The sequence below is a fragment of the Phenylobacterium sp. genome, assembly GCF_036501465.1.
Lineage (GTDB): Bacteria > Pseudomonadota > Alphaproteobacteria > Caulobacterales > Caulobacteraceae > Phenylobacterium.
The window spans coordinates 1-23,986 of record NZ_DASYAF010000066.1; the positions used below are offsets into that span (position 1 = coordinate 1).

Genomic DNA, 23,986 nt, shown 5'->3' on the forward strand with positions numbered 1-23,986 from the left:
GCCAGCCTGTCGGTGAGCTTCATCCGGAAGTTCTCGTACTCGGCATCCTCCAGCGCCAAGCGCAGGTTCGCCACCATCTCCGGGGTCGGGCGGCGCGGTCCGACGAGGGTCTGCAGGTGCGCCCAGCTGATCTGCTCCGCCCTGCCGGCTTCGAGGTAGGTCTGGAGCGGCCCGTAGATGTGCGAGTAGCCCTGCTGTTCGGCGTTCGGGAACAAGCTGGCGCGCCCGCTCTGGGCGGCCGACTCCAGCTGGAAGGTCGAAACCGGGAAGGTGCTCGGGCGACCGATCCAGAGCACGGGCCGGGTGGGCTTACCGGCATCGACCGCGTCCAGGACCGCCGCGATCTCCTTCAGCCGGCGGTCGATACAGGCCCCCTCCGAGCGCCGCCATTCCAGGGCGCCGAGGTTGGTCGCGATCTCCGTTCGCACCGCCTCCCGGGCTTCCTGGGCCTGGCCGCGCCCGTGCACCCACGCGGCCAGTTGCTCCGCGCCTAGCGCCGTCAGCACGCCCACGACGATGATCACGTATTCCTTCAGAAACTCCCGAAGGCCGTGCCAGGGCTTGGGTTTGTGGATGTCCATGCGCCCCCGGCGGTTCACAGAACGGGACTGTAGACGGACTCACCGAAGGTCCGCCATGGGTCGGTCTCTGGCCAGGCCTTGAACGTCGCTTTTCCGGCGCGGAGCCAGAGTCCGCAACTGGCGCGGGGCCGACCTTGCGCGGTCCCTTGGTTGGGGGCGCCCACAGATGGGGAACGGACCTTAGCGGCGCGCCCCGATATCGAACGATGCAGGCCAATAGGGCCCCCAGAGGTTGTCGAGGCGACCAAATGATCGCCGCGCCCACATGCCGGCCTAGCCGACCTGGGTCTTGCGAAAGGCGTCCTTCATGAGGATCCGCCCGCGCGAGAAGGTGAACAGGTCGCAGCCCCGCACGGCGTGAAGGCCGTCGCCGGCGCCCTTCCAATAGGTCCAGGTGGTGATGGCGCGGTCGTTGAGGAACAGCGGTTCGTCGATCACCCTTGGCGCTCCGAGGTCGAGGGCCAACATCGTGGCGATCCCGTCGCGGATTTCGCGCCGTCCGTAGAACGTGGCGCCGGGTTGCGGGCCCACGGAGGCGGCATAGACGCCTTCCGGTGCGAAACAGGCGGCGGCGGCCTCCGCGTCGCCGGCGGCCCAGGCGGCGGTCAAGGTCGCCAGCCGCACGCGGTTGATCGCCTGTGTCTCATCCATCTGACGATCCTCGGCCATGAGGGCGGCCTTGGGCGCCCCTGGATCGGTCAAACATCCCGACTGTTCCGCCAATTGGCGCGCGGAAGGAATTGGCGGGATCGTTGTGATAAGTGGCGAAACCGCCAATGGTAGGGCGGGGCCGATGCGGCGAGAGTTCGGGCGACATCAACGGGAGGTCACCATGAGCAACGTCACATCCCCACCCGCCGCCGCCTCGGAAACAGCCGTCGCCCATTTCGCCGCCAAGCTGACGTTCGAGGCCGATTGTTGGGACGTCCACGACGCCATGAGCCGCGGCGATCAGGACTTCGTGCTGCTGGATGTCCGCGCGCCGGACACCTATGCCGCTGGCCACGTGCCGGGCGCGATCAACCTGCCGCACGGCAAGATCATCGAATCCAGGATGGCCGCCTGGCCGGCCGACACCACCTTCGTGGTCTATTGCGCGGGTCCCCACTGCAACGGCGCCGACCGGGCGGCGTCGCGATTGGCGCGACTGGGCCGACCTGTGAAGCTGATGATCGGCGGCGCGGTGGGATGGCTGGACGAAGGCTTCCAGCATGTGTTCGGCGCCGAGCCCGGCTCGCTGAGCGAGCGGGAAGCGGCTTGATGATCGAGGCTGTCCAGGTCCGCCCGTTCGGGGTCAGCGACATCGCCGCCCTGCGGTGGCTAATGCTGGGCCTTGCCGAGTTCGAGGGCTATGCCGACGCTTTCGCCGTCTCGGAGGCGGACCTGGCGGCCCACGGCCTGGGCGAGGCGCCGCGCTTCCGCGCCTTCGTCGCCGATGGCGGCGACGAAGGGTTGCTGGGCATGGCGGTGACCTATGTCATTCCTTGGACCTTCGACTTCAGGCCTACCCTGGTGCTCAAGGAGATGTTCGTGGCTGAACCCGCCCGGGCGCGCGGCGTCGGACGCGCCCTGTTCGCCGCGGTGGCGGCCGAGGCTGGGCGCATGGGCGCCTCTCGCATCAACTGGACTGTCCTCCCCCACAACACCGCCGCCCAGGCCTTCTATCGGGCCCAGGGCGGCCGGCCCGACGTCGAATGGCAGCCCTGGACCCTGGAGCTGCCGCGACCGGCCCAGGCGGAACGCGGCGCGTGATGGCCGAGGCGTCCTGGCGAAATGCACTTTACCCTGATCGTCCGGTGCGCGAACGCGCGCTAGAGGCGGCCGGCCACTTGGTCTCCGATCGTCTTGCGGACCTCGTCGCCGACCGGCCGGTGACGCCCCGGCTCGATGGGCCAGAAATCCGCGCCCGGCTTGCGGCATTCGATTTCGAAGAGCCCCGGCCGACCTTGGAGGTCGCTCACGCCATCACGCAGCTTCTGGACGAGGGGCTGGTGCAGAGCGCGCATGCGCGTTGCTTCGGCCTGTTCAACCCCACCCCGGCGTTTCCGGGCATCGTGGCCGACATGCTGTCCGCCGCCTGGAACCCGCAGCTCGCCGTCTGGTCGCACGCGCCGGCCGCCGTCGAGGCCGAGTTGCATGTGCTGACCGCCGTGGCGCAACGCCTAGGCCTGGCGGTCGAGCCGGGGTCGTCGCATTTCACCTCCGGCGGGTCTGAGGCCAATGGCGCGGCCCTGACGGTGGCGCTCACCCGGCGGTTCCCAACCTTTGGCGCGGCGGGCGCCGCAAGCCTCGGTGCGCAGCCTCGCGTCTACGCTTCGTCCGAGAGCCACCTGGCCTGGCTGAAGCTGCTGCACCAGGCTGGGATTGGCCGGCAGGCTTTGCGCTTGGTGGACGTTGGCGCGGACGGTCGGATGGACCCGACCCGGTTGCACGCCGCTATCGCGGCGGACCTCGACGCCGGCGACATTCCTGCGCTGGTGGTTGCGACCGCGGGGACGACCAACGCCGGCGCCATCGACCCGCTGGGGCCCATTGCCGAGCTCGCCGAGGCGGTCGGGGCGCACTTCCATGTGGACGCGGCCTGGGCCGGGGCGGCTGGGTTCAGTCCGGCCCTGGCGCCGGCGCTGGCCGGGATCGAATGCGCCGACAGCGTCACGGTCGACGCCCACAAGTGGTTCTCGGCGCCGATGGGCGCGGGGATGTTCTTCTGCCGCAGGAAGGCGTGGCTCACCGACGCCTACCACGTGGCCACCGACTACATGCCGAAAGGCGCCCCGGCTGACGATTTCTACACCCAGTCCCAGCAGTGGTCCCGGCGGTTCATCGGCCTGCGCCTGTTCATGATCCTGGCCGCCCTGGGGCGCGAGGGCGTGGCGGCGCAGATCAACCATCAGGCCGCCATGGGCGATCTGTTGAAGCGGCGGCTGGGCGAGAGCGGCTGGCGGGTGATCAACGACACCCCCCTGCCGGTCGCCTGCTTTGTCGACGTCGGCGGCGCCGAGCCGGAGGCGGTGATGCGCCGGGTCGTCGACACGGGACAGGCCTGGATCTCCACCACCCGCACGACTGGTCACGCTTGCCTGCGCGCCTGCATCACCAGTTTCCTGACCACCGAAGATGACCTTGAGGCCCTGGTGACAGCACTGGACCAGGCCCGGAAGGCGCGCCGATGAGCAACCTCGGCGCCACCCGCGGGCCGCTGGTCGTGGTGGTGGCCTACGACCGGCTCTGCATATTCGAGTTCGGCATCGCCTACGAAGTGTTCGGGCTGCCGCGGCCCGAAATGGGCGAGGACTGGTACCGCTTTGCGGTCGCCGCAGCCGAGCCCGTTCCGCTGCGGGGGCCGGTGGGACTGGAAGTGCTTGGCGACGGCGGGCTGGAGCTGCTGGCCGCCGCAGACCTGATTGTCCTGCCGGGCTGGCGCGATGCGCGCGAAGACCCGCCCGCGCCCTTGGTTGAAGCGCTGCAAACCGCGCAGGCCCGCGGCGCGCGGATCATGTCGCTCTGTTCCGGCGTGTTCGTCCTGGCCAAGGCCGGGCTGCTGGACGGCCGCACAGCGACCACCCACTGGCGCTACGCCAGCCTGTTGCGCGAACGCTATCCCGACATAAGGGTCGACGCCGACGTCCTCTACGCGGACGAGGGCGCGATCCTCAGCTCCGCCGGCAGTGCGGCCGGCATCGACCTTTGCCTTCATGTGGTGCGCCATGACTTCGGGCCCGCGGCGGCCAATGTGGTGGCGCGCCGGCTGGTCGTGCCGCCGCACCGCGAGGGCGGCCAGGCTCAGTTCATCGAGCGCGCCGTGGCGCCGGCCCGGGAAGGCGCGCGACTCGGCCCCTTGTTCGACTGGATCCGAGAGCGCCTGCACGAGCCCCTACCGCTGAAGCGGCTTGCGGCTCAGGCCGGGATGAGCGAGCGCACCTTGATCCGCCGCTTCAAGGCTGCGACCGGCCTTTCTCCGGGCGAATGGCTGCTTGAAGAGCGGCTGGCGCAGGCCAAGACGCTGCTGGAGGAGTCGCGTCGGCCAATCGACGACGTCGCCGAAGGCTGCGGCTTGGGCTCTGGCGAAAACCTCCGACGACACTTCCGGCGTCGCTTCGACGCCAGTCCTGGGAGATATCGCGCCAGATTTGGCCGTGCGCCAGCGGGAGATCATCCGACGGCCGTTCTGGGGAAGTTGGCCTGAGGGGAGCTGGGTGACGCCAGTCTGAAACCAGCCTCGGCCGGCGAGATGCGCGCGCTGAAGATCTCGGCCATAGACGGCGACGACGACGGCGACGGCCGCCCAGGTCAAGGCGGTGTTCAGGATGAGCGGCGTGAGGCTGCCATTCGCCTGCCCGAGGACCCCCAGGGTGCCGAGGGTGGTGTTCATGGCGGCGTGGAACAGCACGGGCATCAGGATGCTCCGGGTGTTCACATAGGCCCAGCCCATCAGCACCGACCAGGCGGTGGTGAGCAAGGCGAACCAGAGGAACGGGATGTGGCCGACCACGCTGGCCCCCTCGGGAAACAGAAACAGCGGCGCGTGCCACAGCGCCCAGACGACGCCGATGATCAGGCTGGCGGTCAGGGCGTCCATACGCTCGCGAAGCTTCGGCAGGATGTAGCCGCGCCAGCCGAGATCCTCGGCGAGCGGCCCGCCCATGAAGATGTTGACGAGGAAGGCGATCGGAATGACCAGCGGCCAGGCGTCGCGCCGAACGCCGGCCGGCAGGCTGAGGGCCGGAACGTGGCCGCCAAGAAGCACGCCGAGCCCGATCGCCGCGTAGGCGATGGCCGCGGTCCCGAACAGCACGACGGCATACCAGCCGAAGCCGACGCGCCATTTGAACAGTCTTCCGAGGTAGCGCTTCACGCCCGCCCAACCCTCGGACACCGCCGTCAGGAGGATGGCGGCAAGGCTCGGCGCCCAGGCGCCCGGGATGATCGCCAGCAATAGAGACTTCGGCGCCAGATAGCCGACCGGCAGCCAGATGGACCAGGCGATCGCGAAGGTCAGGATGAAAAAAGCCAGCCTCGGCCGGCGCAGAAAGATCTGTTGCATCGCGTCTGGCTCCCAGCCCGGCCTGCCCGAGTAAATAAAACGAATAGTCGTTTTTTATTATGGCGTCAACGATCCATATTCTATGGAAAAACAACGTCTTGACTCTTTATATCGAATATGCATTCGTTATTTATGCCGAAGATTTCCGTCGCTCGGAAGGACGAACGCCGCCGCCAGATTCTCGTCGCGGCTATGAAATGCTTTGGCCGCAGCGGCTTTCAGGACGCGACCATCCAGGACATCTGCGCCGAAGCGGGGCTCAGCCCCGGCGCCGTCTACAGCTACTTCGAGAACAAGGATGCGATCGTCCAGGCGACGGCTGAACTCGGTGAGCGGCTCGCGGCCCGGCGTGAGTCAGCTGTCCAGGAGGAGAGAGAGCCCATCGAGCAGCTGCGGGCCTTCTTCAGGGAGTTCGGCCGGTCCGACGCCGCGCACGGCAACCAGTACGATCTGCGCATCTGGGCCGAGGCCATCGGCAACCGCGAGGTCAGATCGATCTATCTTCGCCAGCGCGGCGAGGTGGTCGCCTCGCTCGCGCGCCTGCTGGAGCCAGCGGCGCAGGCGTGTCGCCTGGACCCGGCCGTCCTGGCTGACTTGACCACGGCCGTCATCGCCGGGTGCGAAGTGCGCAAAGCCATCGAGCCGTCGAGCGACGTCGCGCCGGTCTTGGAAGCCCTGCTCCAGCTCATAAGCGGTCCAAGTCTCAAGGCAGACCCTGATGTTGCTTAGGGCGTTGAACGCGGCCTTTCAGAAGGCGCCTGCGGCGCGTGGAGGTTCGGGTCGGCGCGCCGGCCCAGGCTCGCGGCCCTCAGGCGTCGAATTCGGACCAGCCGCCCATCGCCATGGCCGCCGCCTTCGCCGCCTCCCGGACCTCGTCGGCGATCGCGACATTCTCGCTGGCCCGGGCGACCACCATGCCGCCGATACACAGGGCGGCGATCGCCAGCGCTTCGGCGCGGGTCGGCCGGCCCGTCGCCGCCGCAGCATCCGTCTGGAGGTGCGCGATCATCGCCTCCAGGGCCGTCTCGTAAGCTCGCCTGACATTGCCGTCGCTCCGCGCGACGTCGCTGGGCAAGGCCACCATCGGGCAGGAATCCTGGACGTCCTGGAAGTGCTGCCGGGATAGATAGGCGCGCACGATCTGCGGCCCGATCGGCCCTTGGGCGGGATCGACCTCGACGCCTTCCCAACGGTTGCCGCATTCCGGATTGGTGAAGAAGCAGTCCATCGCCTCGGCGTAGAGATCGCTCTTGCTGGAGAAGTGGCGATAGAAGCCGCCCCGGGTCAGGCGCGCGTCGGCCATGATCTGGTCGATCGAAACGCCCTGGAACCCATGCTGATTGAAAAGCCTCTGGGCGCTGCGGACGATCCGCGTGCGGGTCTGGGCGCGATGTCCGGGTGCGTAGGGCACAGACGAACCTCTCATTCCAAAACAAATTCTTCGCGGCCTAGTATGGCCATTCAGAAGATGTTGTTGAACATCTTTTGTGACGTGTTTGCCTCCGATCGAAGGTTAAGGCGCCGCTTCGTCGCGACCTCGGCCTTGCAACAGGAGCTCCGCATGACTGAAGTGATCCGCCAGGACGTGACGTTCGAGGCCACGCCGGATCGGGTGTTCGAAGCCCTTGTCGATGGTCCGACGTTCACCCGAATGACGGGCGCGCCAGCCGAGATCGACGGTTCCGCCGGCGGTTCGTTCTCCTGCTTCGGCGGAGCGATCACCGGCCGCAACCTTGAGGTTGTGAAAGGCCGACGACTGGTGCAGGGCTGGCGCGCCGGACCCTGGCCCGAAGGGATCTACTCCCTCGTTCGGTTCGAGCTGGAAGGTCAGGGTGATGGGACGAAACTGACCTTGGAACACAGCGCCTTTCCGCCTGGCCAGGGCGATCATCTGGGGGCGGGGTGGGAAGCCAACTACTGGGCGCCGATGCGCAAGATGCTCGCTGACCATGCCGCGTAGAACCGAGACGCCAAGCTTTCCTCCCTGCCTCATCCAATTCCGGGAATCTCTATGCCACTGATCACTTCAAACGATCTCTCGATCGATGCTGATAGACGTTCAATCTTCGGAGCTGTTGCGTTGCTCGCCGGCCTCGCTGCAGCGGGCCGCGCGCCCGCGCAGCCCATGGCGGTCAAGCCCGGGCGGGCGGAGACTGCGGGCCGCACCTCGCTCCATCAGGAGGTGACGTTCGCCGCCGCGCCGGCGCGCCTCTATGCCGCCCTGCTGAGTTCCAAGGCCTTCACCGCCTTCAGCGGCTTTCCAGCCACGATCGACCCCAGGCCCGGCGGCGCCGTCTCGCTGTTCGGCGGCCAGGTGATGGGCCGCAACATCGAACTGGTTCCCAACCAGCGGATCGTCCAGGCCTGGCGCGCGGTGGAAGACTTCCCGCCGGGGGTCTATTCGCTGGTCAAGATCGACCTGACGCCCAAGGCCGGCGGAACCTTGCTGACGCTGGATCACACCGGCTTTCCGCCCGGACATTTCGATCACCTGAACGCGGGCTGGGCGCCCCACTATTGGGAGCCCTTGAGGAAGTTCTTCGCCGGCTGACCGGCATGCGCGTGCGCCGAGCGTCTGCTTGCCAGCCCGTCGGCAACGTCGCCTCCCGGCCCAACTCGGTCGCTGAACTCGCCTTCCGGGCCTTGAGCGCATGGAGGCCGTCAGCCTCGGCTTTGCAGCATCTGGCGCTTGGCTTCGCGGCTGTCGAAGTCGGCGGGCCAGGCGAAGTGGCAGCGCCACTTGACCCGGCCGCAGCCGGGGCAGTTCCAGGCCACGCGGCGGGCCACCTGCTCCAGCGGCGTGCCCGTGCCGCCGGTCTTCAGCTCCATCATCCGGGCGATGACGCGCTCGGGATTGTAGGTCTTCTGCCAGCCGCACAGGGAACACGCGATCATCACCCGCGCGCCGGGATAGTGCCGGTGGTCGCCGAGCGTCGCCTTGTCGCCGATCGGCAGGATACGCATCTTCACGTTTCGCATGTGCAGAACAAAAGCAGAACATATGGCGGTTGGCGAGTCCGGATTTCGCGGAACCTCCCGCCGGGCCGCGGCTTCCGTGATCGAGGCGGGTCATGCATCACCACACCCAACTGTTCTGGCTGGCGGGCGTCATCGTCGCGATCCTGGCGGCGATCCTGTTGCTGCGCCTGGGTTTCAAGCGCCGGTCGCTGTCGCGCGCCCAACAGGCCAAGATCGACGCCGGCGTGCCGCTGCCGGAGGTCAAGGATCCCAATTCGCCGGGACCACAAAAGCTCGACCGCTAGAGCTTTCCCCCGCTCATCCCGGCGAAAGCCGGGACCCATGGGGCGGCAGGAACAGAAAGCGCGGTGGTTCCACCTGAACCTCAGCCTGGGTCCCGGCTTTCGCTGGGACGAGCGGGGTTTGGGGCGCTTGGAGGACTGTGCGCCTGGGCCCTATGCTCAAGCCAGCCAACAGGGAGACAGGCTCATGGGCGGGCTGGTGAAGGTGACCGACGCGGGTCACGTGCGCACGATCATGCTGGACCGCGCGGAGAAGAAGAACGCGCTCAGCCAGGAACTGGCCTGGGGCGTGGTGGAGGCGGTGGACGCCGCGGCGGTCGACGACAACGTCTGGGTGGTGGCGATCACCGGCTCGGGCGACGCCTTCTGCGCGGGCCTCGACCTGTCGCCGGGTTCGGAGCCCTATTCGCCCTACACGGCCCAGACGGCGATGCTCGACGACATCGGCTGGGTGGGCCAGTTCCTGCTGGCGATCCGCAAGCGCTGCGACAAGCCGGTGGTGGGCGGGATCAACGGCGTGGCGGTGGGCGCGGGCCTGGGCCTGGCCATGGCCTGCGACGTGCGGCTGATCGCGTCCAGCGCGCGGCTGATGGCCGGCTACACCCGGATCGGCGGCTCGCCGGACGCGGGGCTGACCGTCACCCTGCCGCAGGCCATGGGCTACGAGAAGGCCATGCGCTTCATGATGGAGAACCGCACCGTGGTCGGCGCCGAGGCGGTGGACTGGGGCATGGCCGGCGAGGCGGTGAGCGACGCAGAGTTCGCCGGACGGCTGGCGGACTATTGCCGCAGCCTTTGCGACTGGTCGCCGATCACGCTTCGCCTGCTGAAGCGCGGCATGGTGCGCAGTTCCGAGAGCGCCGACCTGGAGAGCCAGCTGCGCTACGAGGTCTCCAACATCCGCAGGGCCTTCGGCAGCGAGGACGGCCAGGAGGCGCGCCGCGCCTTCCTGGAGAAGCGCAAGCCGGTGTTCATGGGGCGATGAAGGGCGGACGCCGAGGCGTCCGGGCAGCAGATCGCAGTTCGCTGAGGCCCGGTCGGCGACTCTCGTCTAGGATGCAGCTTCAGAATCCACTAGGTTGAGACGAGTCCCGCATCGCGGGCCGCCAAGTCCGCGCATGTGGAGTTCCATGGTTTCGCCAGCCGACCTGCCGGGTCTGTTCCTGAAATTCGACTACCCGGAGGCGCGCGACCTGGCGAAGGCGTTCCTGGGCCTCAACGCCGCGGTCCTGGTCTTCACCCTGACCTTCTCGGACCGGGTGGTGGGGCTGGCGCCGGGCTATCGTCCCGCCAAGGTGGCGATGATCGGCGCCTGGTCGGTGTTCCTGGTCGCCGTGGCCGCCATCGGCGCGGCGATCGGCGGCCTGGTCCTGGCCGGCGGGCGGGCGGTGTACGGCGGCGACTTCGAAGGCGAGGCCCAGCGGTCCTACGCCCTGCTGGTCGGCGCGGGCCTGCTGTTCATCGTCGGGCTGAGCGCGATGGTCGCCGCGGCCGTGCTGAAGATGCGGCTGCGCGAGGAGCCCTGAACCAGGCTGGACCTAGCGCGGCGCGCAGTCGTCATAGCGCGGGCAGGCCGTCAGGCCGGCCTCGCAGGCATGGCCGCGCAAGGCCAGCTCCACCGGCGGCGGCTGGCAACAGGGCAGCACCTGCGTCAGTCGGATGAACAGGGCGACGCCCACCAGCCATCCCATGATCGCAAGCCAACGCCGCTCGCGTGGCGAGAGGCTAATCGCGCGCACCATTTCAATAACTCCCCGGCGGCGCCCAATCCCCGGCGGGCTCCATGGACTGGCCATGTGCCCATGATGGGCGCCTGGGGCGATGTGTAGGAGTGACGCTGCGACGGATTGTCGTCGTATTTGTGATTAAATTCCGGCAGCTTAGCCGTAGAAGTTACAGCTAAGCTTTAGCCATGGTAGAGCTTCGGGTCAATCGCCGCCGCCCATTGGATTGAAGCGGATCGGCACGCGAATCGTCTCGCCCTCGACCGGCGCGCCATCGGCGCTCCAGAAGGTTATCTTCAGGGTCGAGGCGAGTTTCACGCCGGCCGCTGGGGCGCAGGGTCCCGTCGCCGCTCACCCTGCAGCGGGGTGACACCGCGGCCGGCGGTGAGGCCATTGGCCGCGGCCTCTGGCGGCGACGGCCAGGGCGCCCTGGACCGGTCGAAGCCGACGATCCAGGCCGGTGCTGGGAAGCCGGGGCAGCGCCGGCAAGCTTCACCATTCACACCCTGACGTTGTATGGTTCCCGGGTAAAAACCAAAAACTTTGTGATCTCTTCCGAGCTTGACCCGGGAACGGCGTTAGGTGACACCACTCTGCGTTGTGGGGGGCTTTCGAAAAGTTCGGGAGCTGCGGATGCGAAATTTGGTCGGGTTATGCGCCGTCGGGATGGCGGCGCTCCTGGGGTCGGGCATGGCGTCGAACGCCTGGTCGGCGGTGTTTCTAGATGACAATTTCGACGCGGAGGCGGTCCCGCCTGGCGGCTGGGTGAGGAACGATGCGGCGTTCATCAACTTCGACGTCGTCACCGGAACGGTGGACCTGCTGGCCGGCGGCAATCCGTTCGGCCTGGTAGGATCGGGGACCAACAGCACCGGCAATGTCATCGACCTGGACGGCTCGACGATGGCGGGCGGCACGCTGCAGACCAAGAGCAGCTTCGCCTTCAACGCCGGCGACGTGGTGACGCTCAGCCTCGACGTGGGCGGCAACCAGCGGACCGGCGTGGATGACCTGTTCGCCGGCTTCCGGTTCACCGGCGCGCCGGGGATCACCGGGGCGACCGCCACGGGGTTCGGCGCCCCCGTGCTGTCGCCCGGCATGCTGACAGGGACGACGAACCTGGACTTCACGGACCCGTTCCAGGTCTTCACCATCAGCTTCACGGCGACCAGCGCCGGCAGCGTGAGCGCCTTCGTCGGCACCGACAGCGCCGACAACCGGGGCCCGCTGTTGGATCGGGTGACGCTGTCGGACCTCGCCGCCGACATTCCGGAGCCGGCGAGCTGGGCGCTGATCATCATCGGCTTCGGCGGGATCGGCGGCGTCCTGCGCCGCGGTCGCGAGCGTAGCGCCAGGGCCTGAGGCCAGCGGGGCTCCAGTCACCCCGCGCAGCCTAGGCTAAGGTTGGGGGCCCGGCGCCTTTGGCGGCGGGCCCTTGACGTCCCGGTAGGCGACGGAGAAGTCCGGCGTGCGCCGGCGCGCCATGCGCTGCTCGATGAGCGCGGCCAGCAGGGCGGCGACGATCACCCCCGCCAGCGGATGGCCCGTCAGCGGGTGCAGGTGTCGAAGAAGCTCCAAAAACTGGCTGCTGGCCATGGCCGGAACCGTAAAACACGACGCGATGAGGCCCAATCTAAACGCCTATGCCTAAACGGCCGTGAAGCAAGTTGGCTAACGCCGCAAAAAACCAAAGAAAAAGCCCCGACTCTGGGGAGCCGGGGCTTTAACGTCAGTGTTTACACAACCCTTAAGGGTCTATTCGCTGCCCTTGGTTGCGCCGCCGGCCGCCTTGGCCTTGGTTTCCGCCTCCTGGCGCCGCGCGCCGCCCAGCATGCCGGGAAGCGCGTAATTGCCCTCGTGGCAGGCGTATTCGTAGACGATGCCCTGCAGCTTGTAGAACTCGTACTCGCCGCCCCACGGCTTGGCCCAGGTGGTCGGGTCGTCGATCGTGTACTGGTAGAGCACCCGGTCGCCGCCATCACGGGTGAAGCGCTCGGTGACCTTCAGGTTCTTCCACGAGCCGTTGTAGGCCTGGGCCTGTGGGATGTTGGTGGTTTCCACCACCAGGGTATTGCCCTCCCAGTGGCCGATCGAGTCACCCATCCACGGCCGCACGCCGTCGGTGCGGTGGGTGCTGTTCAGCCGGATGATGCGGGTGTCGTGCACCATCTCCACGTCGATGGCGATGGACTCGGGCGTCTGAACGAACTGGTAGTTGTTGTTGTAGAAGCCGTTGGGCAGCATCGGCGGGCCGGCGTTGCGGCCGAAGCCCAGGATGCAGCGCTCGCCCAGCGAACGGTTCTCGGGGTTGTCGAACGAGCCCAGGCCGCCGCGGCCGAAGCCGCGCGGCGCCTGAACCGAGGCCAGGCGCGCCGGCGGCTGGCCGTTCGGGGTGGTCAGGAACGAGGTGCGCGGTTCGCCGTGCACACGCATCACCGAGGAGCCCGGGTCGAGCCAGCCGCGGTTGTAGCCGCCGACGTCGCCGCCGGCCGCGGCGAACTCCGGACGGATCTTGGCCGGATCGATCTTGGGCGCGGCGGCCGGGGCGTTGGGGTCGGTGGGCGCATTGCCCTCCTTGACCTCTTCCACCACGGCGTTCTCGAGCTTCTTGACCTCTTCGGGGGTGTAGACCAGCCGGTCGCCGAGCGCGGCGGGACGCGTCTCGCGGGTCAGGGTGGCGTTGGACCAAAAGCCCGACAGGTCGGGATGGCCGTCGGCGGCCATGGGGACCTTGCCAGGCGCGGTCTTGGCGGCTTTTTGCGGGGCGGCCTTGGCCGGCGCGGGCTTGGCGTCGTCGGCGGCGATGGCCACGAGCGGAACGGCGCAGATCGCGGTTCCGAGGGCGAGGATGAGAGCGCGGTTCACGGCGGACTCCAGGAAATTTCGGTTGGCGCGTCCGTCCTTGTTCCTGGCGGTGGGCGCAGCGGAGATGACTTAATCAAACTACGGCGAGCGCTGTTCTCGGGCAATGAATCCGGGTGAGGCCGGGGTCGCTCGAGGGCATGGCCTTTCGCAGCGCCGCCCCTTTGCACGTCGATCTTTGCGGAACTGTTTCAGCAGGCCGCCACGGGGGGCGCGATTTTGCCGAAGTTGGCGCGCTCAAGTGCGGCAGATCGGCTCACCGGCCTTGCCCCTCAAGGGCTTGGCCACCCCTCCAGCGAGCCGGTCAAGAGCCCCCGACGCTACGAACTCTCCAAGCGCCGGGGGCTCCGCCCGTCGGCGACAAGGCACGCAGCCGCCGCCAGGCCGCCCCAGGAGTAAGGTCCATCGCCTGACCGGCGGATGAACCAAGGTCGAGCTTTCAGGATGTTCAGCGCGGCGCCTCGTCCGGGGTCGCCGCTTGCGGCGGAACGCTCGCGGGCGGAGCAGAGTCGGCAGGCGGGGCGTCCGTGGGCTGGGCGTCGCTGGACTTGGTGTCGCCAGGTTGGGCGTCGGCCGGCTGGGCGGCCGCGGCGCCGGCGTCGGCGCCCAGCGCATCGGCCGCCGCCGCCGTCTCGTCGGGCGCGGCTGCGGCGTGGCGGACCGGCGCGGGCGTCGGGTCCGGCAACAGCGGCGCGGGCGTGGCGGCCGCGGCGAGGTCGGTGCGCAACGGCGGCCCCTGAGGCGCGGGGAACGCCGCCGCCTCGTCTTGGCGCAGCTGATGGCCCAGACCCTCGGCGAAGGCGCCCACGGCGATCACCGAGAGCGCGGCGACCGCAAGGCCGCTGATGCGGCGCGAGTGCGGCCGGATGTCGAGCGTGGCCATGACCTCGCAACCCGCCAGAGTGCGAACGGTTCCCGCGGGTCGCGAAGGACGGCGGCCTGGGCGCTGCTGGCGCCTAGTTGCCGATCGCCGACGTGCGCTTGCCGGCCGCCGACAGCGGCGCGCCATAGCGGGCGCGGTTGGCGGGGGTGTCGGGGATCGGGCCGTTGGTCGAAATCTGCGGGCCATAGGCGTCCGGATCCGGCTCGGTGGCGCTGGTCGGCGTGCCGTAGCGGTCGACGTAGGCCGACGAGCTGGACGCGTCGGCATAGGCCTGGTGGATCTGGCCCATGGCGTCGCGCACCGCGCGATCCTGGCAGGACTTGCCGAGGTTGGCGGCGCTCGGGCTGGCCTCGTTCAGCTGGGTGCAGACCCGGCGCGCGGCGCTGTTGACCCGAATTTCGAGGCGGCGGCGGTCGCCGGCGTAGTTCAGGTCCAGGTCGGCGTAGCTGACCCGCTCGCTCAGGCTGCGGATCCGGAAGCCGGGCAGGTGGCCGGTGACGGTAAGCGCCTCGACGCTGGTGTCGTAGGCGGGCTGGGCCGGCTGGGCCAGGGCGGGCGCGGCCATGAGCGCGGCCGATGCGGTGAGGGTGGCGAGCGCGAGCGTGCGCATGGGTGGGCTCCTTGTTGAAGGGGCCGCGCCGGGAGCGCCTCGCAAGGGGGCGCCGCGCCGCGGCCCCCGACGGGGAGCTAAACCTCGGCGGACCAGCGAGGTTCCCGCCCGGGAAGCAAAGCCCGCCGCCTAGAGGCCCTAGAAGTAGGCCGTCGCCTTGAACTGCACGGAGATCGGCTCGAGCGGGTGGACCTGGAAGTCGGGAATGCCCTCGGCCGGCTCGCCCTTCAGGCGCGCGGCGTAGAAGTAGGCGGCCGCATCGGCCTTGGTGTTGGTCAGGTTGAAGACCGAAAGCTGCAGCCGCAGCTTCGGGCTCACCCTGTAGCCGATGTCGGCGTTGAACTCGGAATAGCCCTTGTCCTGCGGGAACTCCTCGCCGTCGTTGATCGGGTACTTGCCCAGCGCGCGCCACTGGAGGCCGCCGAACCAGGGCCCCAGGTTGTCCACCAGCACCCCGAACGAGCCGATGAAGGTGGGCGCGTTGGCGATGAACGGCTGGGCGAGGTCGAAGGCGGTGAGGTCGCCGGTGTAGCGGGCGCGGCTGAAGGCCAGGTCTGTGTTCAGCTCCAGCCACTCCAGCGGCTTGTACTGGGCGGAGACTTCCACGCCCCGGCGGCGGCTGGGGGCGCTGGCTTCGTCCTGGCCGGCGTCGGCGTTGTAGGTCAGCTCCGAACGGAAGTCCTCCTGGAAGACGGAGAGCTGCACGGCGACGTTGGGGATCAGGTTGGTGCGGATGCCAAGCTCCTCGCCGGTGGCGGCGGCCAGCAGCGGCGTGCGCCCGGCGGCGCCCGGCACGCCCTCCAGCGGCACGGTGCCGAACACCCCGCGGACGTCGTCGGAATGGAAGCCGCGACCGGCCGAGAGATAGAGCTCGGTCTGGTAGAAGGGGCCGAAGACGATCGAGCCCTTGGGCTGGAACAGGGTCTGGCTTTCCGCGCCGGAGAAGCCGGAGATGAAGCTGTGGTCGGTGGCGCGATAGTACTCCTCGCGCAGGCCCACGATGGTGCGCAGCCACGAGGTCCAATAGGTGGTGTTCTCGATATAGGGGCCGAGGTCGAGCAGATGCACCCGGTCGGCGTTGCAGGCGCCGTTGGTGGCCGGGATCTGGATCGCCGGGCCGTCGGGCTGCTCCTCCGAACAGGTGGGCAGCACCTGGCGGTGGTCGGTGTGGCGGCGGTCCACATAGGCGTCGTCGTAGCGCAGCTGCACGCCCACGGTGGTGTCGGTGGAGATGTCGCCGAACGCCTTCAGCAGGCGGAACGCCGAGGCGCCGCCCAGCGTGGTGCGGGTCTCGTCCTGTTTTTCCTGGTCGCCGTTGACCGGGTCGTCGAGGAAGTGGGTGAAGTCGTTGAACAGGAACATCCGCCAGCGGATCGCATAGGCGTTGGCGGTGAAGCGCCAGCTCGCCCCGTCACCGGCGTCGCCCTTGGCGGCGAAGTGGCTGGAAAGGCTGATGCGCTCCGAATAGCTGCCGTCCGACGGGTCCAGGGTGCCGAAGCGGCTGATCAGCCCTTCCCGGATGGCCCGCAGCGGCTGGTCGGTCGTCATGTTCCCCTGGCCCTTGTAGTACATGGCCGTGAGGTCGTAGCCGTCGTCGGTCTGGCCGTGGCTGTAGCGGACCACGCCGTCGATCTTGCGGAAGTTGTCCGGGTGGTCGAACGGCCCGTCCACGTGGCCGAGGTAGAACCCGCCCAGGACCCGGTCGCGGTCGTCGATGTGGTAGGTGCCGCCGATGAAGCCGTTGTAGACGCCCAGCGTGCCGAGCGTGGCCGACATCTGGTTGGGGATCTCGTCGGCCAGCTTCACATGGGTCGAGACCACCGCGCCGAAGTCGCCGACCGCGGCGTAGTAGGGGCCCTTGGTGTAGTCGAGGCCATTGGTGACCTCGGGCATCATGAAGTTGGCGTCGGAATAGCCCTGGCCGTGGGTGTTGGTGGAGCGGTTGACCGGCATGTCGTCGACGAAGTTGGCGATGTCGGTGCCGTGGTCGAGGTTGAAGCCGCGCACCAGGTATTGCTGGGCCTTGCCCTCGCCGGAATGGACGGTGACCACCAGGCCGGGCGTGGTCTCCAGCAACTGGCCCACGCGGTAGACCGGGCGCAGCTGCAGCTCCTCCTGGGTGATCGAGCCCTGGGAGGCGGTCTCGGCGATGCCCATCAGGTTGATGCGCGAGCCGGTGACCACCACCTCGCTGACCGCCTTGGTCTTGGCCGCGGGCTTCGCAGGGGCGGGCGTTCCCGGCGCGGGCTTGGCGGATGCGGGCTGGGTCGCCTGGCCCGCGGCCTCGGCGTCGTTCGTCCCCGCATGGGCCGGGGCCGCCAGGATGAGGCTGAGCGCGCCGGCGGCGGCGAACAGGGAGCGGCGGAGGCTGGGCCGGGCCGCGGTGGCGGAAAAGGTCAACTCGGATCCGATCGTGGGCGCATAAAAAGCCCGCGCCGCTCGGGTCGCCGGGGAGGTGGCGCACGGCGCGGGAGACGGCAACCTCCACCGCCGGCGCGCCACGCCAAGTTTCTTACGGTTCCCGCGGGGTTACAGGACGTTACAGAGTAGCGGTCACTGCGGTTTGGGCTTCTTCTTCGCCTTGGTCTTGGCCGGCGGAGTCGAAGGTTCGAGCATGACGGCCGCCGGGTCGGCCGCGGGCTTGGGATCGGCGGCGGGATCGGCGGGCGGCGGGGCCTCGGGGCTCGCGGCGGCCGGCGCCGGGTCGGAGGTCGCGGCTTCGGCGTGTGCGGCTTCGGGGGGCGCGGCCTCGGCCGGCTTGGCGTCCGCACCCGCCGCCGGGGCGGGCTCGGCCGGGGTGTCGTCCTCGGCGTTGACCTTGAAGGCGCCGCCCAGCAGGGTCGCGTTGGCCTTCAGCGCCTTGGCGGTGACCTCGCAGCGGCCCGGCAGCGCCCAGCTCATCCACTCCTGGGCCAGGCGCGCGGGCGTGACGTCGGGGGCCGCGCGCCAGACGTCGGCGCCCTTGGACACGGCCTGCGCGCCCAGGGTGTTGATCGGCTTCAGGCTGGCCTTTTCGGCGGCGGTCAGGGCGGACTGGAACAGCTTCAGCTGCGCGCGGCCCTCCTTCTGCATGTCGGCATAGACCTTGAGGTCGTCCGACAGCTTGCGGTCCGGTGGCCGGAACTCCGATTCGATGCGGGTGACCTCGGGCATCACCTGGTCGTGCAGGTCGAGATAGCCGCGCAGCATGCCGTAGCACCAGCCGACGAACTGATAGTCGTCCTTGGGCGCGCCGGCCGGCAGCCTGGGTTCTTCCGCGGCCTCGGGCGGCGGGGCGGCCTGCGCCTCGGCCGCGGGCTGGCCTTGCAGGAAGAGGGCGAGAGCGATTGCGATGGAAGCCATGCGGGCCTGAATACCTCGAATTCCAGCGAAAATCAGGCGGGCGCGCCGAAGCCGCCGCCAGGTGTGCTTGTTGTCTATGGCTGCGCCGGCCCGAAGCCGCCGCCGCCGGGTGTTTCGATTTCGATGATGTCGCCGGCGGCGACCTCGACGGCGAAGCAGCCGGGAAGCTCGGTGACCGTCCCGTCAGCGGCGACCAGGCGCTGGCGGCCGGGCAGGGCGGGGCCGCCGCCCTTCAGCCCCTGCGGCGCGTGCTCGCGGCGCGACGACAGCAGGGCCGCCTCCATGGGCGCCAGGAACCGGATGCGCCGGCGCGAGCCGTCGCCGCCTCGCTGCGCGCCCGCGCCGCCGGAGCCATGGCGCACGCCGAAGCTCTCCACCCTGACCGGGAAGCGGCGCTCGAGGATCTCCGGGTCGGTCAGGCGCGAGTTGGTCATGTGGGTGTGGCAGGCGCTGGCGCCGGGCGCGTTCGCCGTCGCGCCGGAGCCGCCGCAGATGGTCTCGTAGTACTGGCGGGTCTCGTCGCCGAAGGTGAAGTTGCTCATGGTGCCCAGGCAGTTGGCCATCACGCCCAGCGCCGCATAGAGCGAATCCACCAGGTGCTGGCTGGTCTCGACATTGCCGGCCACCACGGCGGCGGGCGGGCGCGGATCGAGCATGGAGCCGGGGCGTGTCTTGATCTCCAGCGGCTCCAGGCAGCCGGCGTTCAGCGGGATGTCGTCGTCCACCAGGGTGCGGAACACATAGAGCGCCGCGGCGTCGACGATGGCCGAGGGGCCGTTGAAGTTGGTGGGCAGCTGGTCGGCGCTTTGCGTGAAGTCGAGCGTCGCGGTCCCGGCCGCCGCATCGACGGTGGTGGTGACCACGATCTCGCCGCCGCCGTCCACCGGCACGCGGGCGTGGCCGTCGGTGAGCTTGCCCACCGCGCGGCGCACGGCGGCGGCGGCGTTCTGCTGCACGAAGGTCATGTAGCGGGCGACCACGTCGGCCCCGTAGCTGCGGATCATGTCGGCCACGGCGGCGGCGCCGGCCTGGCAGGCGGCGATCTGGGCCTTCAAGTCGGCGAGGTTCTGTTCGGGATTGCGCGCCGGCCAGGGCCCGGAACCCAGAGCGGCGCGGGTCTCGTCCTCGAGGAAGCGGCCTTCGCGCATGATTGGCAGGGCGTCCAGCATCACGCCCTCCTCGTCGATGGTATGCGAGAAGGGCGGCATGGAGCCGGGCTGGACGCCGCCCACGTCGGCGTGGTGGCCGCGCGCGGCGACGTAGAAGGTCGGCTCCTCCCCCGAAGCGAAGACTTCGGGGGAGGTGTCGGCGGAGCCGACGGAGGGGGCGCGCGGTGGCCGACCCCCTCCGCCTCGCGTCTTCGCGCGATCCACCTCCCCCGTTTCGACGGGGGAGGAGCGATCCATGAACACCGGCATGACCACGGTGATGTCGGGCAGGTGGGTGCCGCCGGCGTAGGGGTTGTTGAGCGCGAAGGCCTGGCCGGCCTGGAGCTTCGGATGGCGGTCGCGCACGGCGCGGACGGAGGCGCCCATGGAGCCCAGATGCACCGGCATGTGCGGGGCGTTGGCCACCAGGCCGCCATCGGCGTCGAACAGGGCGCAGGAGAAGTCCAGCCGCTCCTTGATGTTCACCGAGTGCGCGGTGCGCTCCAGGGCCGCGCCCATGGCCTCGGCCACGCCCATGAAGCGGCGGTTGAACAGCTCCAGGGTGACGGGGTCGGGCTTGTCCAGGGCGATGGCCTGGGACCGCGCCGCGCCGGTGGCGGAGAGCCGGATCAGGCCGTCGGCCTCGGCGCGCGCCCGCCAGCCGGGGGCCACGGCGATCTGGGTGTCGGCGCGGACGATGAGCGCGGGGCCTTCGATGGTCTTGAAGCTGTCGGCGGAGATCACCGGGGCGTCGCGCCAGGCGCCGTGGGCGAACATTCTCACCCGGCCGTCCCGGCGAAAGCCGGGATCCGAGCCGAGTTCGGGGTTTGCTTGCGGCGTCGCCGTCGCCGATGCGCCGCTTGGGGCCCGGCTTTCGCCGGGATGAGCGGATTTTGAATGAGCCGCCGCCTCCACCGCCGCGATCAGGATGGCGCGGGCGGGTTCGGTAAAGCCGAACAGGCGCTGGTGGGCGTCTTCGAAGGCGGCCTTGGCGGCGGCGAGGTCGCAGAGGGCGACCGGCAGTTCGGCGTCGGCGCCGTCGTAGCGCAGGCGAAGCGTGCGGTGGATCGCGCCGGGCTCTGCGCCCTGGTCGGCGAGCGCGGCGCGGGCGGCGGCCTCGACCTCGCCCAGCAGGGCCTCGGCGCGGGCCAGGCCGTCCGCCGACAGCGGCGCCTCCAGCCCCGCCTGGCGCAGGGCGCTGAGTTCGGCCTGGCCGATGCCCCAGGCGCTGAGCACGCTGCCGTAGCGTGGGCAGAGGATTTCGCCCACCGCCAGCGCCTCGGCGGTCTGGCAGGCCACCTGGCCGGCGGCGCCCCCGAAAGCTGTCAGGGCATGATCGCGCGGGTCGAAGCCGCGCTCGGTGGAGATGCGGCGGACGGCCTGGGCCATCTGCTCCACGGCCACGGCCACGAAGCCCTCGGCGGCGGCCTCGACGCTGGCCGCGCCCATGGCGGTCGCAAGCTCGGTGAGGCGGGCGCGGGCGGCGGCCGGATCGAGGGGCGCATCGCCCTTCGGCCCGAACACCTGGGGGAAGAAGCGCGGATCGAGCCGGCCCAGCACCAGGTTGGCGTCGGTGACCGTCGCGGGGCCGCCGCGCCCGTAGGCCGCCGGGCCCGGATCGGCGCCGGCGCTGGCGGGCCCCGCGCGGGCGCGCATGCCGTCGAAGGTGAGGATCGAGCCGCCGCCGGCCGCCACCGTCTCCACGTCCAGCATGGGCGAGCGGATCTTGGCGCCGGCCACCTTGGCGACATCGCGCCGCTCCAGCCGGCCGGCGAAGCGGCAGACGTCGGTGGAGGTGCCGCCCATGTCGAAGCCCAGCACGGCCGGGGCGCCCGCCTGGACCGCGGTCCTGGCCACGCCCACCACGCCGCCCGCCGGGCCGGAGACCACCGCGTCGCGGCCCCGGAAGGCTTCGGCGTGAACCAATCCGCCGGAGGAGGTCATGAAGAACAGCGGCGCGCCGGCCACCGCCTCGGCCACCTGCTGGACGTAGGCCTGCAGGACCGGCGTCAGATAGGCGTCGGCGATGGTGGTCTCGGCCCGCGGGATATAGCGCGGCAGGGGTGAAACCTCGTGGCTCAGCGCAACGAATGGGAATCCGGCGGCCCGGGCGATCTCGCCCGCCGCGCGTTCATGGTCGGGATTGAGGTCGGCATGCAGCAAGGCGATGGCGCAGGACCGGTAGCCCTCGGCGACCGCAGCGCGCAGCTTGGCGGTGAGCGCCTCGCGGTCCAGCGCGCGCACGACGCCGCCCTCGGCGTCCAACCGCTCGTCGGCGGTGACGACGCCCGAATAGAGCGGCGGCGGCCGCACGATGGTCAGCGCGAAGAGCTCCGGCCGCGCCTGGTCGCCGATCAGCACGCTGTCGGCGAAGCCCTCGGTGGCGACGAACAGGGTCCTGGCGCCGGCCCGTTCGAGAAGCGCGTTGGTGGCGACCGTGGTGCCCATCTTGATGGATTCGACGCGGTCCGCCGGGAAGGGCGCGCCGGGCGCGGCGCCCAGGATGCGGCGCATGGCCTCGACCGCGGCGTCCGGATAGGCCGGCGAGGCGGAGAGCAGCTTCACCGAGGTTTCCGCGCCGGCGTCCGGGCCGCTCGCAACCTGGCCGATGACGTCGGTGAAGGTGCCGCCCCGATCGATCCAGAAGCGCCAGGTTGTTTCGGCCATCTATCGGCGCCCAACAGAAAAGGGGGCGATCCAGAAGCGCCAGAACCTATCCAAAACTTAACCTGTCCCGCGATTGCTTCCCGAGCCGCCCGCTCGTATGGCTGCTTATCCCAATGAGCTTCTGGCGCAAGATAGCCGGACTCGCCGCTCGCCGCCTCGACGAGGCCGAGTGCGATGTCTGCCCTCCGGGCCTGCCCGGCGAGGACCCCGCGTTCTCGACGGCCGTCACCGCGCTTGGGGCCAAGCTGGCCAAGGCCGACGGCGACGCCCAGACCGGCGAATGGGACGCCTTCTCCGAGGTCTTCCATCCCGAGCCCGGCAGCGAGGGCAATGTGCGCCGCCTCTACCAGCTGGCCCGTCAGACCACGCGCGGCTTCGAGGGCTACGCGCGGCGCCTGCAGAAGCGCTACCACGCCTGCCCGCAGCTGCTGGAGGACGTGCTGGACGGGCTGTTCTACATCGCCGTCTCCGACGGGACGGTGACGGCGGACGAGCTCGTCTACCTGGAGCGGGTCTCCGAGTTGTTCGGCCAGAGCCCCCTGGTGTTCCGCCGGGTCAAGGCCATCCACATGGGGGCCGAAGCCGACGATCCCTATGTGGTGCTGGGCGTGGCTTACGACGTCTCCGACGGCGAGCTGCGCACCGCCTGGCGGGCCATGCTGAGCCAGGCGCACCCCGATCGCGCCCGCGCGCGCGGCCTGCCGAAGGAGTTCGTCGAGGTGGCCGAGGCCAAGGCCGCCGCGATCAACGCGGCCTTCGACATGGCCATGCGCGAGCGGCGCGCGATGGCCGCCAAACCGCCGCTCAAAGGCGCGGCATAACCCCGCGTTTGCGTCGCCCGGTGGTTGTCCGTGGTTGACGCAAGGCAACCATGGGACAAAATAAGCCTTATATGGCTCCGTACTGGGCCAATGAGGACGCCATGGTGAAAGAGTTCGCCGTCCGGCACGGATCCGCCCTTCGCAGCCTGGCTGTGCTGGTGGGTTTCATCGCGACCGCCGCGGCGGTGGTGGTCGGCGCCGTCCTGGCCGTGGTCTTCGCCGCCACCCTGGCCCTGATCGCCGTGATGGCCAGCGCCTTGTTGGGCTTCGCCGGCCTGGCGCTCCGGGCCCGCCGCACGGCCCGCGCCCGCACCGACGGCGTCATCGAAGCCCGTCACCTGGGCGGCCACCACTGGGTCGCCTACGGCTGGAACGAGAGCCGCTAGCGCCTCCTTCTTCCGCTTGTTCCCGCGGCTGTCATCCCGGTTTTGCGGCACGCAAGACCGAGCCCCATGAACTCCGCATCCGAGGTCCAAGCACGGCGTCGCCCGTGGGGCATGCTCTGCTGCTTCGGCGCCAGGGGTCCCGGTCTTTGCTGCGCAAAACCGGGATGACACTCGCGGAGAGCTTCACTACCGTCTTTCAAACACCTGTTCGGAGGACGGCATGAGCATCGGCGTGATCGCGACCTTGAAGATCCAGGACGGCAAGACCGCCGAGTTCGAGGCGTTCTTCGGCGACCTGGCCCGGCAGGTGCGGGCCAACGAGCCCGGAAACCTGGCCTATCAGCTCACCAAGAGCCGCGCCGAGCCCGGCGTCTACAAGGTGCTGGAGGTCTACAAGGACCAGGACGCGCTGACCCATCATGGCGGCACCGATTACTTCCGCGCGGCCGGCCCGAAGTTCGCCGGCGTGCTCGCCGGACGCCCGGAAATCGAATACCTCGACGGCGTCGACTGACCGGCGAGGCTCCAATCTTAAGGCTAAGCTCCGGAATTAGCGCTTTTTTTCGCGTCTCAGGTGAATCTTACTCAAAACTTAACGCCGTTCTTCGAAATTGCTTGCCAAGCTATGAATCACCTCTAAGGGTGCGCCTCCAAGCCG

Annotated in this window: 26 protein-coding genes and 1 pseudogene; 14 read left to right on the plus strand and 13 right to left on the minus strand. The window is 69.4% G+C overall.

The window, feature by feature from the left end:
• Both VGL85_RS06715 and VGL85_RS06720 read right to left on the minus strand, forming a co-directional pair.
• The coding region (locus VGL85_RS06715; RefSeq protein WP_331587315.1) for a hypothetical protein at positions 1-581 on the minus strand (581 nt) is incomplete at its 3' end.
• 273 nt (positions 582-854) lie between these two features.
• On the minus strand, positions 855-1,232 hold the full coding sequence (locus VGL85_RS06720; RefSeq protein WP_331587317.1) for a nuclear transport factor 2 family protein: 378 nt from the start codon (positions 1,230-1,232) through the stop codon (positions 855-857).
• Positions 1,233-1,413: 181 nt separating this feature from the next.
• Between VGL85_RS06720 and VGL85_RS06725 the strand changes: the two genes are divergently transcribed.
• The 4 genes from VGL85_RS06725 to ftrA are packed head-to-tail and all read left to right on the plus strand — an operon-like array spanning position 1,414 to position 4,767.
• Positions 1,414-1,842 (plus strand): rhodanese-like domain-containing protein, encoded by a 429-nt coding sequence (locus tag VGL85_RS06725; RefSeq protein ID WP_331587319.1) that lies wholly within the window; start codon positions 1,414-1,416, stop codon positions 1,840-1,842.
• A complete protein-coding gene (locus VGL85_RS06730) occupies positions 1,842-2,333 on the plus strand; it encodes a GNAT family N-acetyltransferase (protein ID WP_331587321.1) in 492 nt (163 codons plus the stop codon). Before VGL85_RS06725 ends, VGL85_RS06730 begins: the two co-directional genes overlap by 1 nt.
• Positions 2,334-2,377: 44 nt before the next feature.
• A complete protein-coding gene (locus tag VGL85_RS06735) occupies positions 2,378-3,754 on the plus strand; it encodes a pyridoxal phosphate-dependent decarboxylase family protein (protein WP_331587323.1) in 1,377 nt (458 codons plus the stop codon).
• Positions 3,751-4,767, plus strand: coding sequence for a transcriptional regulator FtrA (gene ftrA, locus VGL85_RS06740; RefSeq protein WP_331587325.1), 1,017 nt, complete (start codon positions 3,751-3,753; stop codon positions 4,765-4,767). Before VGL85_RS06735 ends, ftrA begins: the two co-directional genes overlap by 4 nt.
• Positions 4,768-4,956: 189 nt before the next feature.
• Here ftrA and VGL85_RS06745 read toward each other — a convergent pair.
• A pseudogene (locus VGL85_RS06745) lies at positions 4,957-5,625 on the minus strand (type II CAAX prenyl endopeptidase Rce1 family protein); the annotation flags it as partial.
• 132 nt (positions 5,626-5,757) lie between these two features.
• On the opposite strand from VGL85_RS06745, the gene VGL85_RS06750 reads away from it, so the two are divergent.
• Positions 5,758-6,354, plus strand: coding sequence for a TetR/AcrR family transcriptional regulator (locus tag VGL85_RS06750; RefSeq protein ID WP_331587327.1), 597 nt, complete (start codon positions 5,758-5,760; stop codon positions 6,352-6,354).
• A 79-nt stretch (positions 6,355-6,433) separates the two neighbouring features.
• On the opposite strand, the gene VGL85_RS06755 is transcribed toward VGL85_RS06750, so the two are convergent.
• On the minus strand, positions 6,434-7,036 hold the full coding sequence (locus VGL85_RS06755) for a TetR/AcrR family transcriptional regulator (protein WP_331587329.1): 603 nt from the start codon (positions 7,034-7,036) through the stop codon (positions 6,434-6,436).
• A gap of 42 nt (positions 7,037-7,078) precedes the next feature.
• On the opposite strand from VGL85_RS06755, the gene VGL85_RS06760 reads away from it, so the two are divergent.
• Complete coding sequence (locus tag VGL85_RS06760) at positions 7,079-7,585, plus strand: SRPBCC family protein (protein ID WP_331587331.1); 507 nt, start codon at positions 7,079-7,081, stop codon at positions 7,583-7,585.
• A gap of 165 nt (positions 7,586-7,750) precedes the next feature.
• A complete protein-coding gene (locus VGL85_RS06765; RefSeq protein ID WP_331587333.1) occupies positions 7,751-8,176 on the plus strand; it encodes an SRPBCC domain-containing protein in 426 nt (141 codons plus the stop codon).
• A 110-nt stretch (positions 8,177-8,286) separates the two neighbouring features.
• On the opposite strand, the gene VGL85_RS06770 is transcribed toward VGL85_RS06765, so the two are convergent.
• On the minus strand, positions 8,287-8,589 hold the full coding sequence (locus tag VGL85_RS06770; protein ID WP_331587335.1) for a hypothetical protein: 303 nt from the start codon (positions 8,587-8,589) through the stop codon (positions 8,287-8,289).
• Positions 8,590-8,696: 107 nt separating this feature from the next.
• Between VGL85_RS06770 and VGL85_RS06775 the strand changes: the two genes are divergently transcribed.
• The 3 genes from VGL85_RS06775 to VGL85_RS06785 all read left to right on the plus strand — a co-directional run bounded on the left by VGL85_RS06775 (position 8,697) and on the right by VGL85_RS06785 (position 10,411).
• Positions 8,697-8,888 carry a hypothetical protein gene (locus VGL85_RS06775; protein ID WP_331587337.1) on the plus strand — a complete coding sequence of 64 codons (192 nt, stop codon included), beginning with the start codon at positions 8,697-8,699 and terminating at the stop codon, positions 8,886-8,888.
• Between the two features lie 184 nt (positions 8,889-9,072).
• Entirely contained in the window at positions 9,073-9,870 is a 798-nt protein-coding gene (locus VGL85_RS06780; protein WP_331587339.1) for an enoyl-CoA hydratase/isomerase family protein, read from the plus strand.
• A gap of 145 nt (positions 9,871-10,015) precedes the next feature.
• Positions 10,016-10,411 (plus strand): hypothetical protein, encoded by a 396-nt coding sequence (locus VGL85_RS06785; RefSeq protein WP_331587341.1) that lies wholly within the window; start codon positions 10,016-10,018, stop codon positions 10,409-10,411.
• Between the two features lie 12 nt (positions 10,412-10,423).
• Here VGL85_RS06785 and VGL85_RS06790 read toward each other — a convergent pair whose 3' ends face one another.
• Positions 10,424-10,627: a hypothetical protein gene (locus VGL85_RS06790; protein WP_331587343.1), complete on the minus strand. Its 204-nt coding sequence runs from the start codon at positions 10,625-10,627 to the stop codon at positions 10,424-10,426.
• A gap of 615 nt (positions 10,628-11,242) precedes the next feature.
• Here VGL85_RS06790 and VGL85_RS06795 point away from each other — a divergent pair.
• Complete coding sequence (locus VGL85_RS06795; RefSeq protein ID WP_331587345.1) at positions 11,243-11,971, plus strand: PEPxxWA-CTERM sorting domain-containing protein; 729 nt, start codon at positions 11,243-11,245, stop codon at positions 11,969-11,971.
• Positions 11,972-12,007: 36 nt separating this feature from the next.
• Here VGL85_RS06795 and VGL85_RS06800 read toward each other — a convergent pair whose 3' ends face one another.
• The 7 genes from VGL85_RS06800 to VGL85_RS06830 all read right to left on the minus strand — a co-directional run bounded on the left by VGL85_RS06800 (position 12,008) and on the right by VGL85_RS06830 (position 22,121).
• Positions 12,008-12,187 (minus strand): hypothetical protein, encoded by a 180-nt coding sequence (locus VGL85_RS06800; protein WP_331587347.1) that lies wholly within the window; start codon positions 12,185-12,187, stop codon positions 12,008-12,010.
• Positions 12,188-12,364: 177 nt separating this feature from the next.
• Entirely contained in the window at positions 12,365-13,474 is a 1,110-nt protein-coding gene (locus VGL85_RS06805; RefSeq protein ID WP_331587349.1) for a hypothetical protein, read from the minus strand.
• Positions 13,475-13,919: 445 nt separating this feature from the next.
• Complete coding sequence (locus tag VGL85_RS06810) at positions 13,920-14,354, minus strand: hypothetical protein (RefSeq protein WP_331587351.1); 435 nt, start codon at positions 14,352-14,354, stop codon at positions 13,920-13,922.
• A 73-nt stretch (positions 14,355-14,427) separates the two neighbouring features.
• Complete coding sequence (locus VGL85_RS06815) at positions 14,428-14,964, minus strand: UrcA family protein (protein ID WP_331587353.1); 537 nt, start codon at positions 14,962-14,964, stop codon at positions 14,428-14,430.
• A gap of 138 nt (positions 14,965-15,102) precedes the next feature.
• Positions 15,103-17,364 (minus strand): TonB-dependent receptor, encoded by a 2,262-nt coding sequence (locus VGL85_RS06820; RefSeq protein WP_331587355.1) that lies wholly within the window; start codon positions 17,362-17,364, stop codon positions 15,103-15,105.
• A gap of 153 nt (positions 17,365-17,517) precedes the next feature.
• Positions 17,518-18,306 (minus strand): hypothetical protein, encoded by a 789-nt coding sequence (locus VGL85_RS06825; protein ID WP_331587357.1) that lies wholly within the window; start codon positions 18,304-18,306, stop codon positions 17,518-17,520.
• 74 nt (positions 18,307-18,380) lie between these two features.
• Entirely contained in the window at positions 18,381-22,121 is a 3,741-nt protein-coding gene (locus VGL85_RS06830) for a hydantoinase B/oxoprolinase family protein (RefSeq protein WP_331587359.1), read from the minus strand.
• Positions 22,122-22,234: 113 nt separating this feature from the next.
• Between VGL85_RS06830 and VGL85_RS06835 the strand changes: the two genes are divergently transcribed.
• The 3 genes from VGL85_RS06835 to VGL85_RS06845 all read left to right on the plus strand — a co-directional run bounded on the left by VGL85_RS06835 (position 22,235) and on the right by VGL85_RS06845 (position 23,842).
• The gene (locus VGL85_RS06835; protein WP_331587361.1) at positions 22,235-22,942 is read left to right on the plus strand and encodes a DnaJ family molecular chaperone; all 708 of its coding nucleotides are present in this window, start codon (positions 22,235-22,237) and stop codon (positions 22,940-22,942) included.
• Positions 22,943-23,013: 71 nt separating this feature from the next.
• Complete coding sequence (locus tag VGL85_RS06840) at positions 23,014-23,328, plus strand: hypothetical protein (RefSeq protein ID WP_331587363.1); 315 nt, start codon at positions 23,014-23,016, stop codon at positions 23,326-23,328.
• Positions 23,329-23,548: 220 nt separating this feature from the next.
• Entirely contained in the window at positions 23,549-23,842 is a 294-nt protein-coding gene (locus tag VGL85_RS06845) for a putative quinol monooxygenase (protein WP_331587365.1), read from the plus strand.
• Positions 23,843-23,986: the final 144 nt, after the last annotated feature.

What these genes read in the sequence shown, in the direction of transcription:
- VGL85_RS06770 (WP_331587335.1), bottom strand. Translation starts at nt 8,589, where the DNA reads ATGCGTATCCTGCCGATCGGCGACAAGGCGACGCTCGGCGACCACCGG.
- VGL85_RS06810 (WP_331587351.1), bottom strand. Translation starts at nt 14,354, where the DNA reads ATGGCCACGCTCGACATCCGGCCGCACTCGCGCCGCATCAGCGGCCTT.
- VGL85_RS06720 (WP_331587317.1), bottom strand. Translation starts at nt 1,232, where the DNA reads ATGGATGAGACACAGGCGATCAACCGCGTGCGGCTGGCGACCTTGACC.
- VGL85_RS06795 (WP_331587345.1), top strand. Translation starts at nt 11,243, where the DNA reads ATGCGAAATTTGGTCGGGTTATGCGCCGTCGGGATGGCGGCGCTCCTG.
- VGL85_RS06750 (WP_331587327.1), top strand. Translation starts at nt 5,758, where the DNA reads ATGCCGAAGATTTCCGTCGCTCGGAAGGACGAACGCCGCCGCCAGATT.
- VGL85_RS06840 (WP_331587363.1), top strand. Translation starts at nt 23,014, where the DNA reads ATGGCTCCGTACTGGGCCAATGAGGACGCCATGGTGAAAGAGTTCGCC.
- ftrA (WP_331587325.1), top strand. Translation starts at nt 3,751, where the DNA reads ATGAGCAACCTCGGCGCCACCCGCGGGCCGCTGGTCGTGGTGGTGGCC.
- VGL85_RS06830 (WP_331587359.1), bottom strand. Translation starts at nt 22,121, where the DNA reads ATGGCCGAAACAACCTGGCGCTTCTGGATCGATCGGGGCGGCACCTTC.
- VGL85_RS06825 (WP_331587357.1), bottom strand. Translation starts at nt 18,306, where the DNA reads ATGGCTTCCATCGCAATCGCTCTCGCCCTCTTCCTGCAAGGCCAGCCC.
- VGL85_RS06765 (WP_331587333.1), top strand. Translation starts at nt 7,751, where the DNA reads ATGGCGGTCAAGCCCGGGCGGGCGGAGACTGCGGGCCGCACCTCGCTC.
- VGL85_RS06730 (WP_331587321.1), top strand. Translation starts at nt 1,842, where the DNA reads ATGATCGAGGCTGTCCAGGTCCGCCCGTTCGGGGTCAGCGACATCGCC.
- VGL85_RS06725 (WP_331587319.1), top strand. Translation starts at nt 1,414, where the DNA reads ATGAGCAACGTCACATCCCCACCCGCCGCCGCCTCGGAAACAGCCGTC.
- VGL85_RS06760 (WP_331587331.1), top strand. Translation starts at nt 7,079, where the DNA reads ATGGCCATTCAGAAGATGTTGTTGAACATCTTTTGTGACGTGTTTGCC.
- VGL85_RS06790 (WP_331587343.1), bottom strand. Translation starts at nt 10,627, where the DNA reads ATGGTGCGCGCGATTAGCCTCTCGCCACGCGAGCGGCGTTGGCTTGCG.
- VGL85_RS06845 (WP_331587365.1), top strand. Translation starts at nt 23,549, where the DNA reads ATGAGCATCGGCGTGATCGCGACCTTGAAGATCCAGGACGGCAAGACC.
- VGL85_RS06815 (WP_331587353.1), bottom strand. Translation starts at nt 14,964, where the DNA reads ATGCGCACGCTCGCGCTCGCCACCCTCACCGCATCGGCCGCGCTCATG.
- VGL85_RS06775 (WP_331587337.1), top strand. Translation starts at nt 8,697, where the DNA reads ATGCATCACCACACCCAACTGTTCTGGCTGGCGGGCGTCATCGTCGCG.
- VGL85_RS06835 (WP_331587361.1), top strand. Translation starts at nt 22,235, where the DNA reads ATGAGCTTCTGGCGCAAGATAGCCGGACTCGCCGCTCGCCGCCTCGAC.
- VGL85_RS06780 (WP_331587339.1), top strand. Translation starts at nt 9,073, where the DNA reads ATGGGCGGGCTGGTGAAGGTGACCGACGCGGGTCACGTGCGCACGATC.
- VGL85_RS06785 (WP_331587341.1), top strand. Translation starts at nt 10,016, where the DNA reads ATGGTTTCGCCAGCCGACCTGCCGGGTCTGTTCCTGAAATTCGACTAC.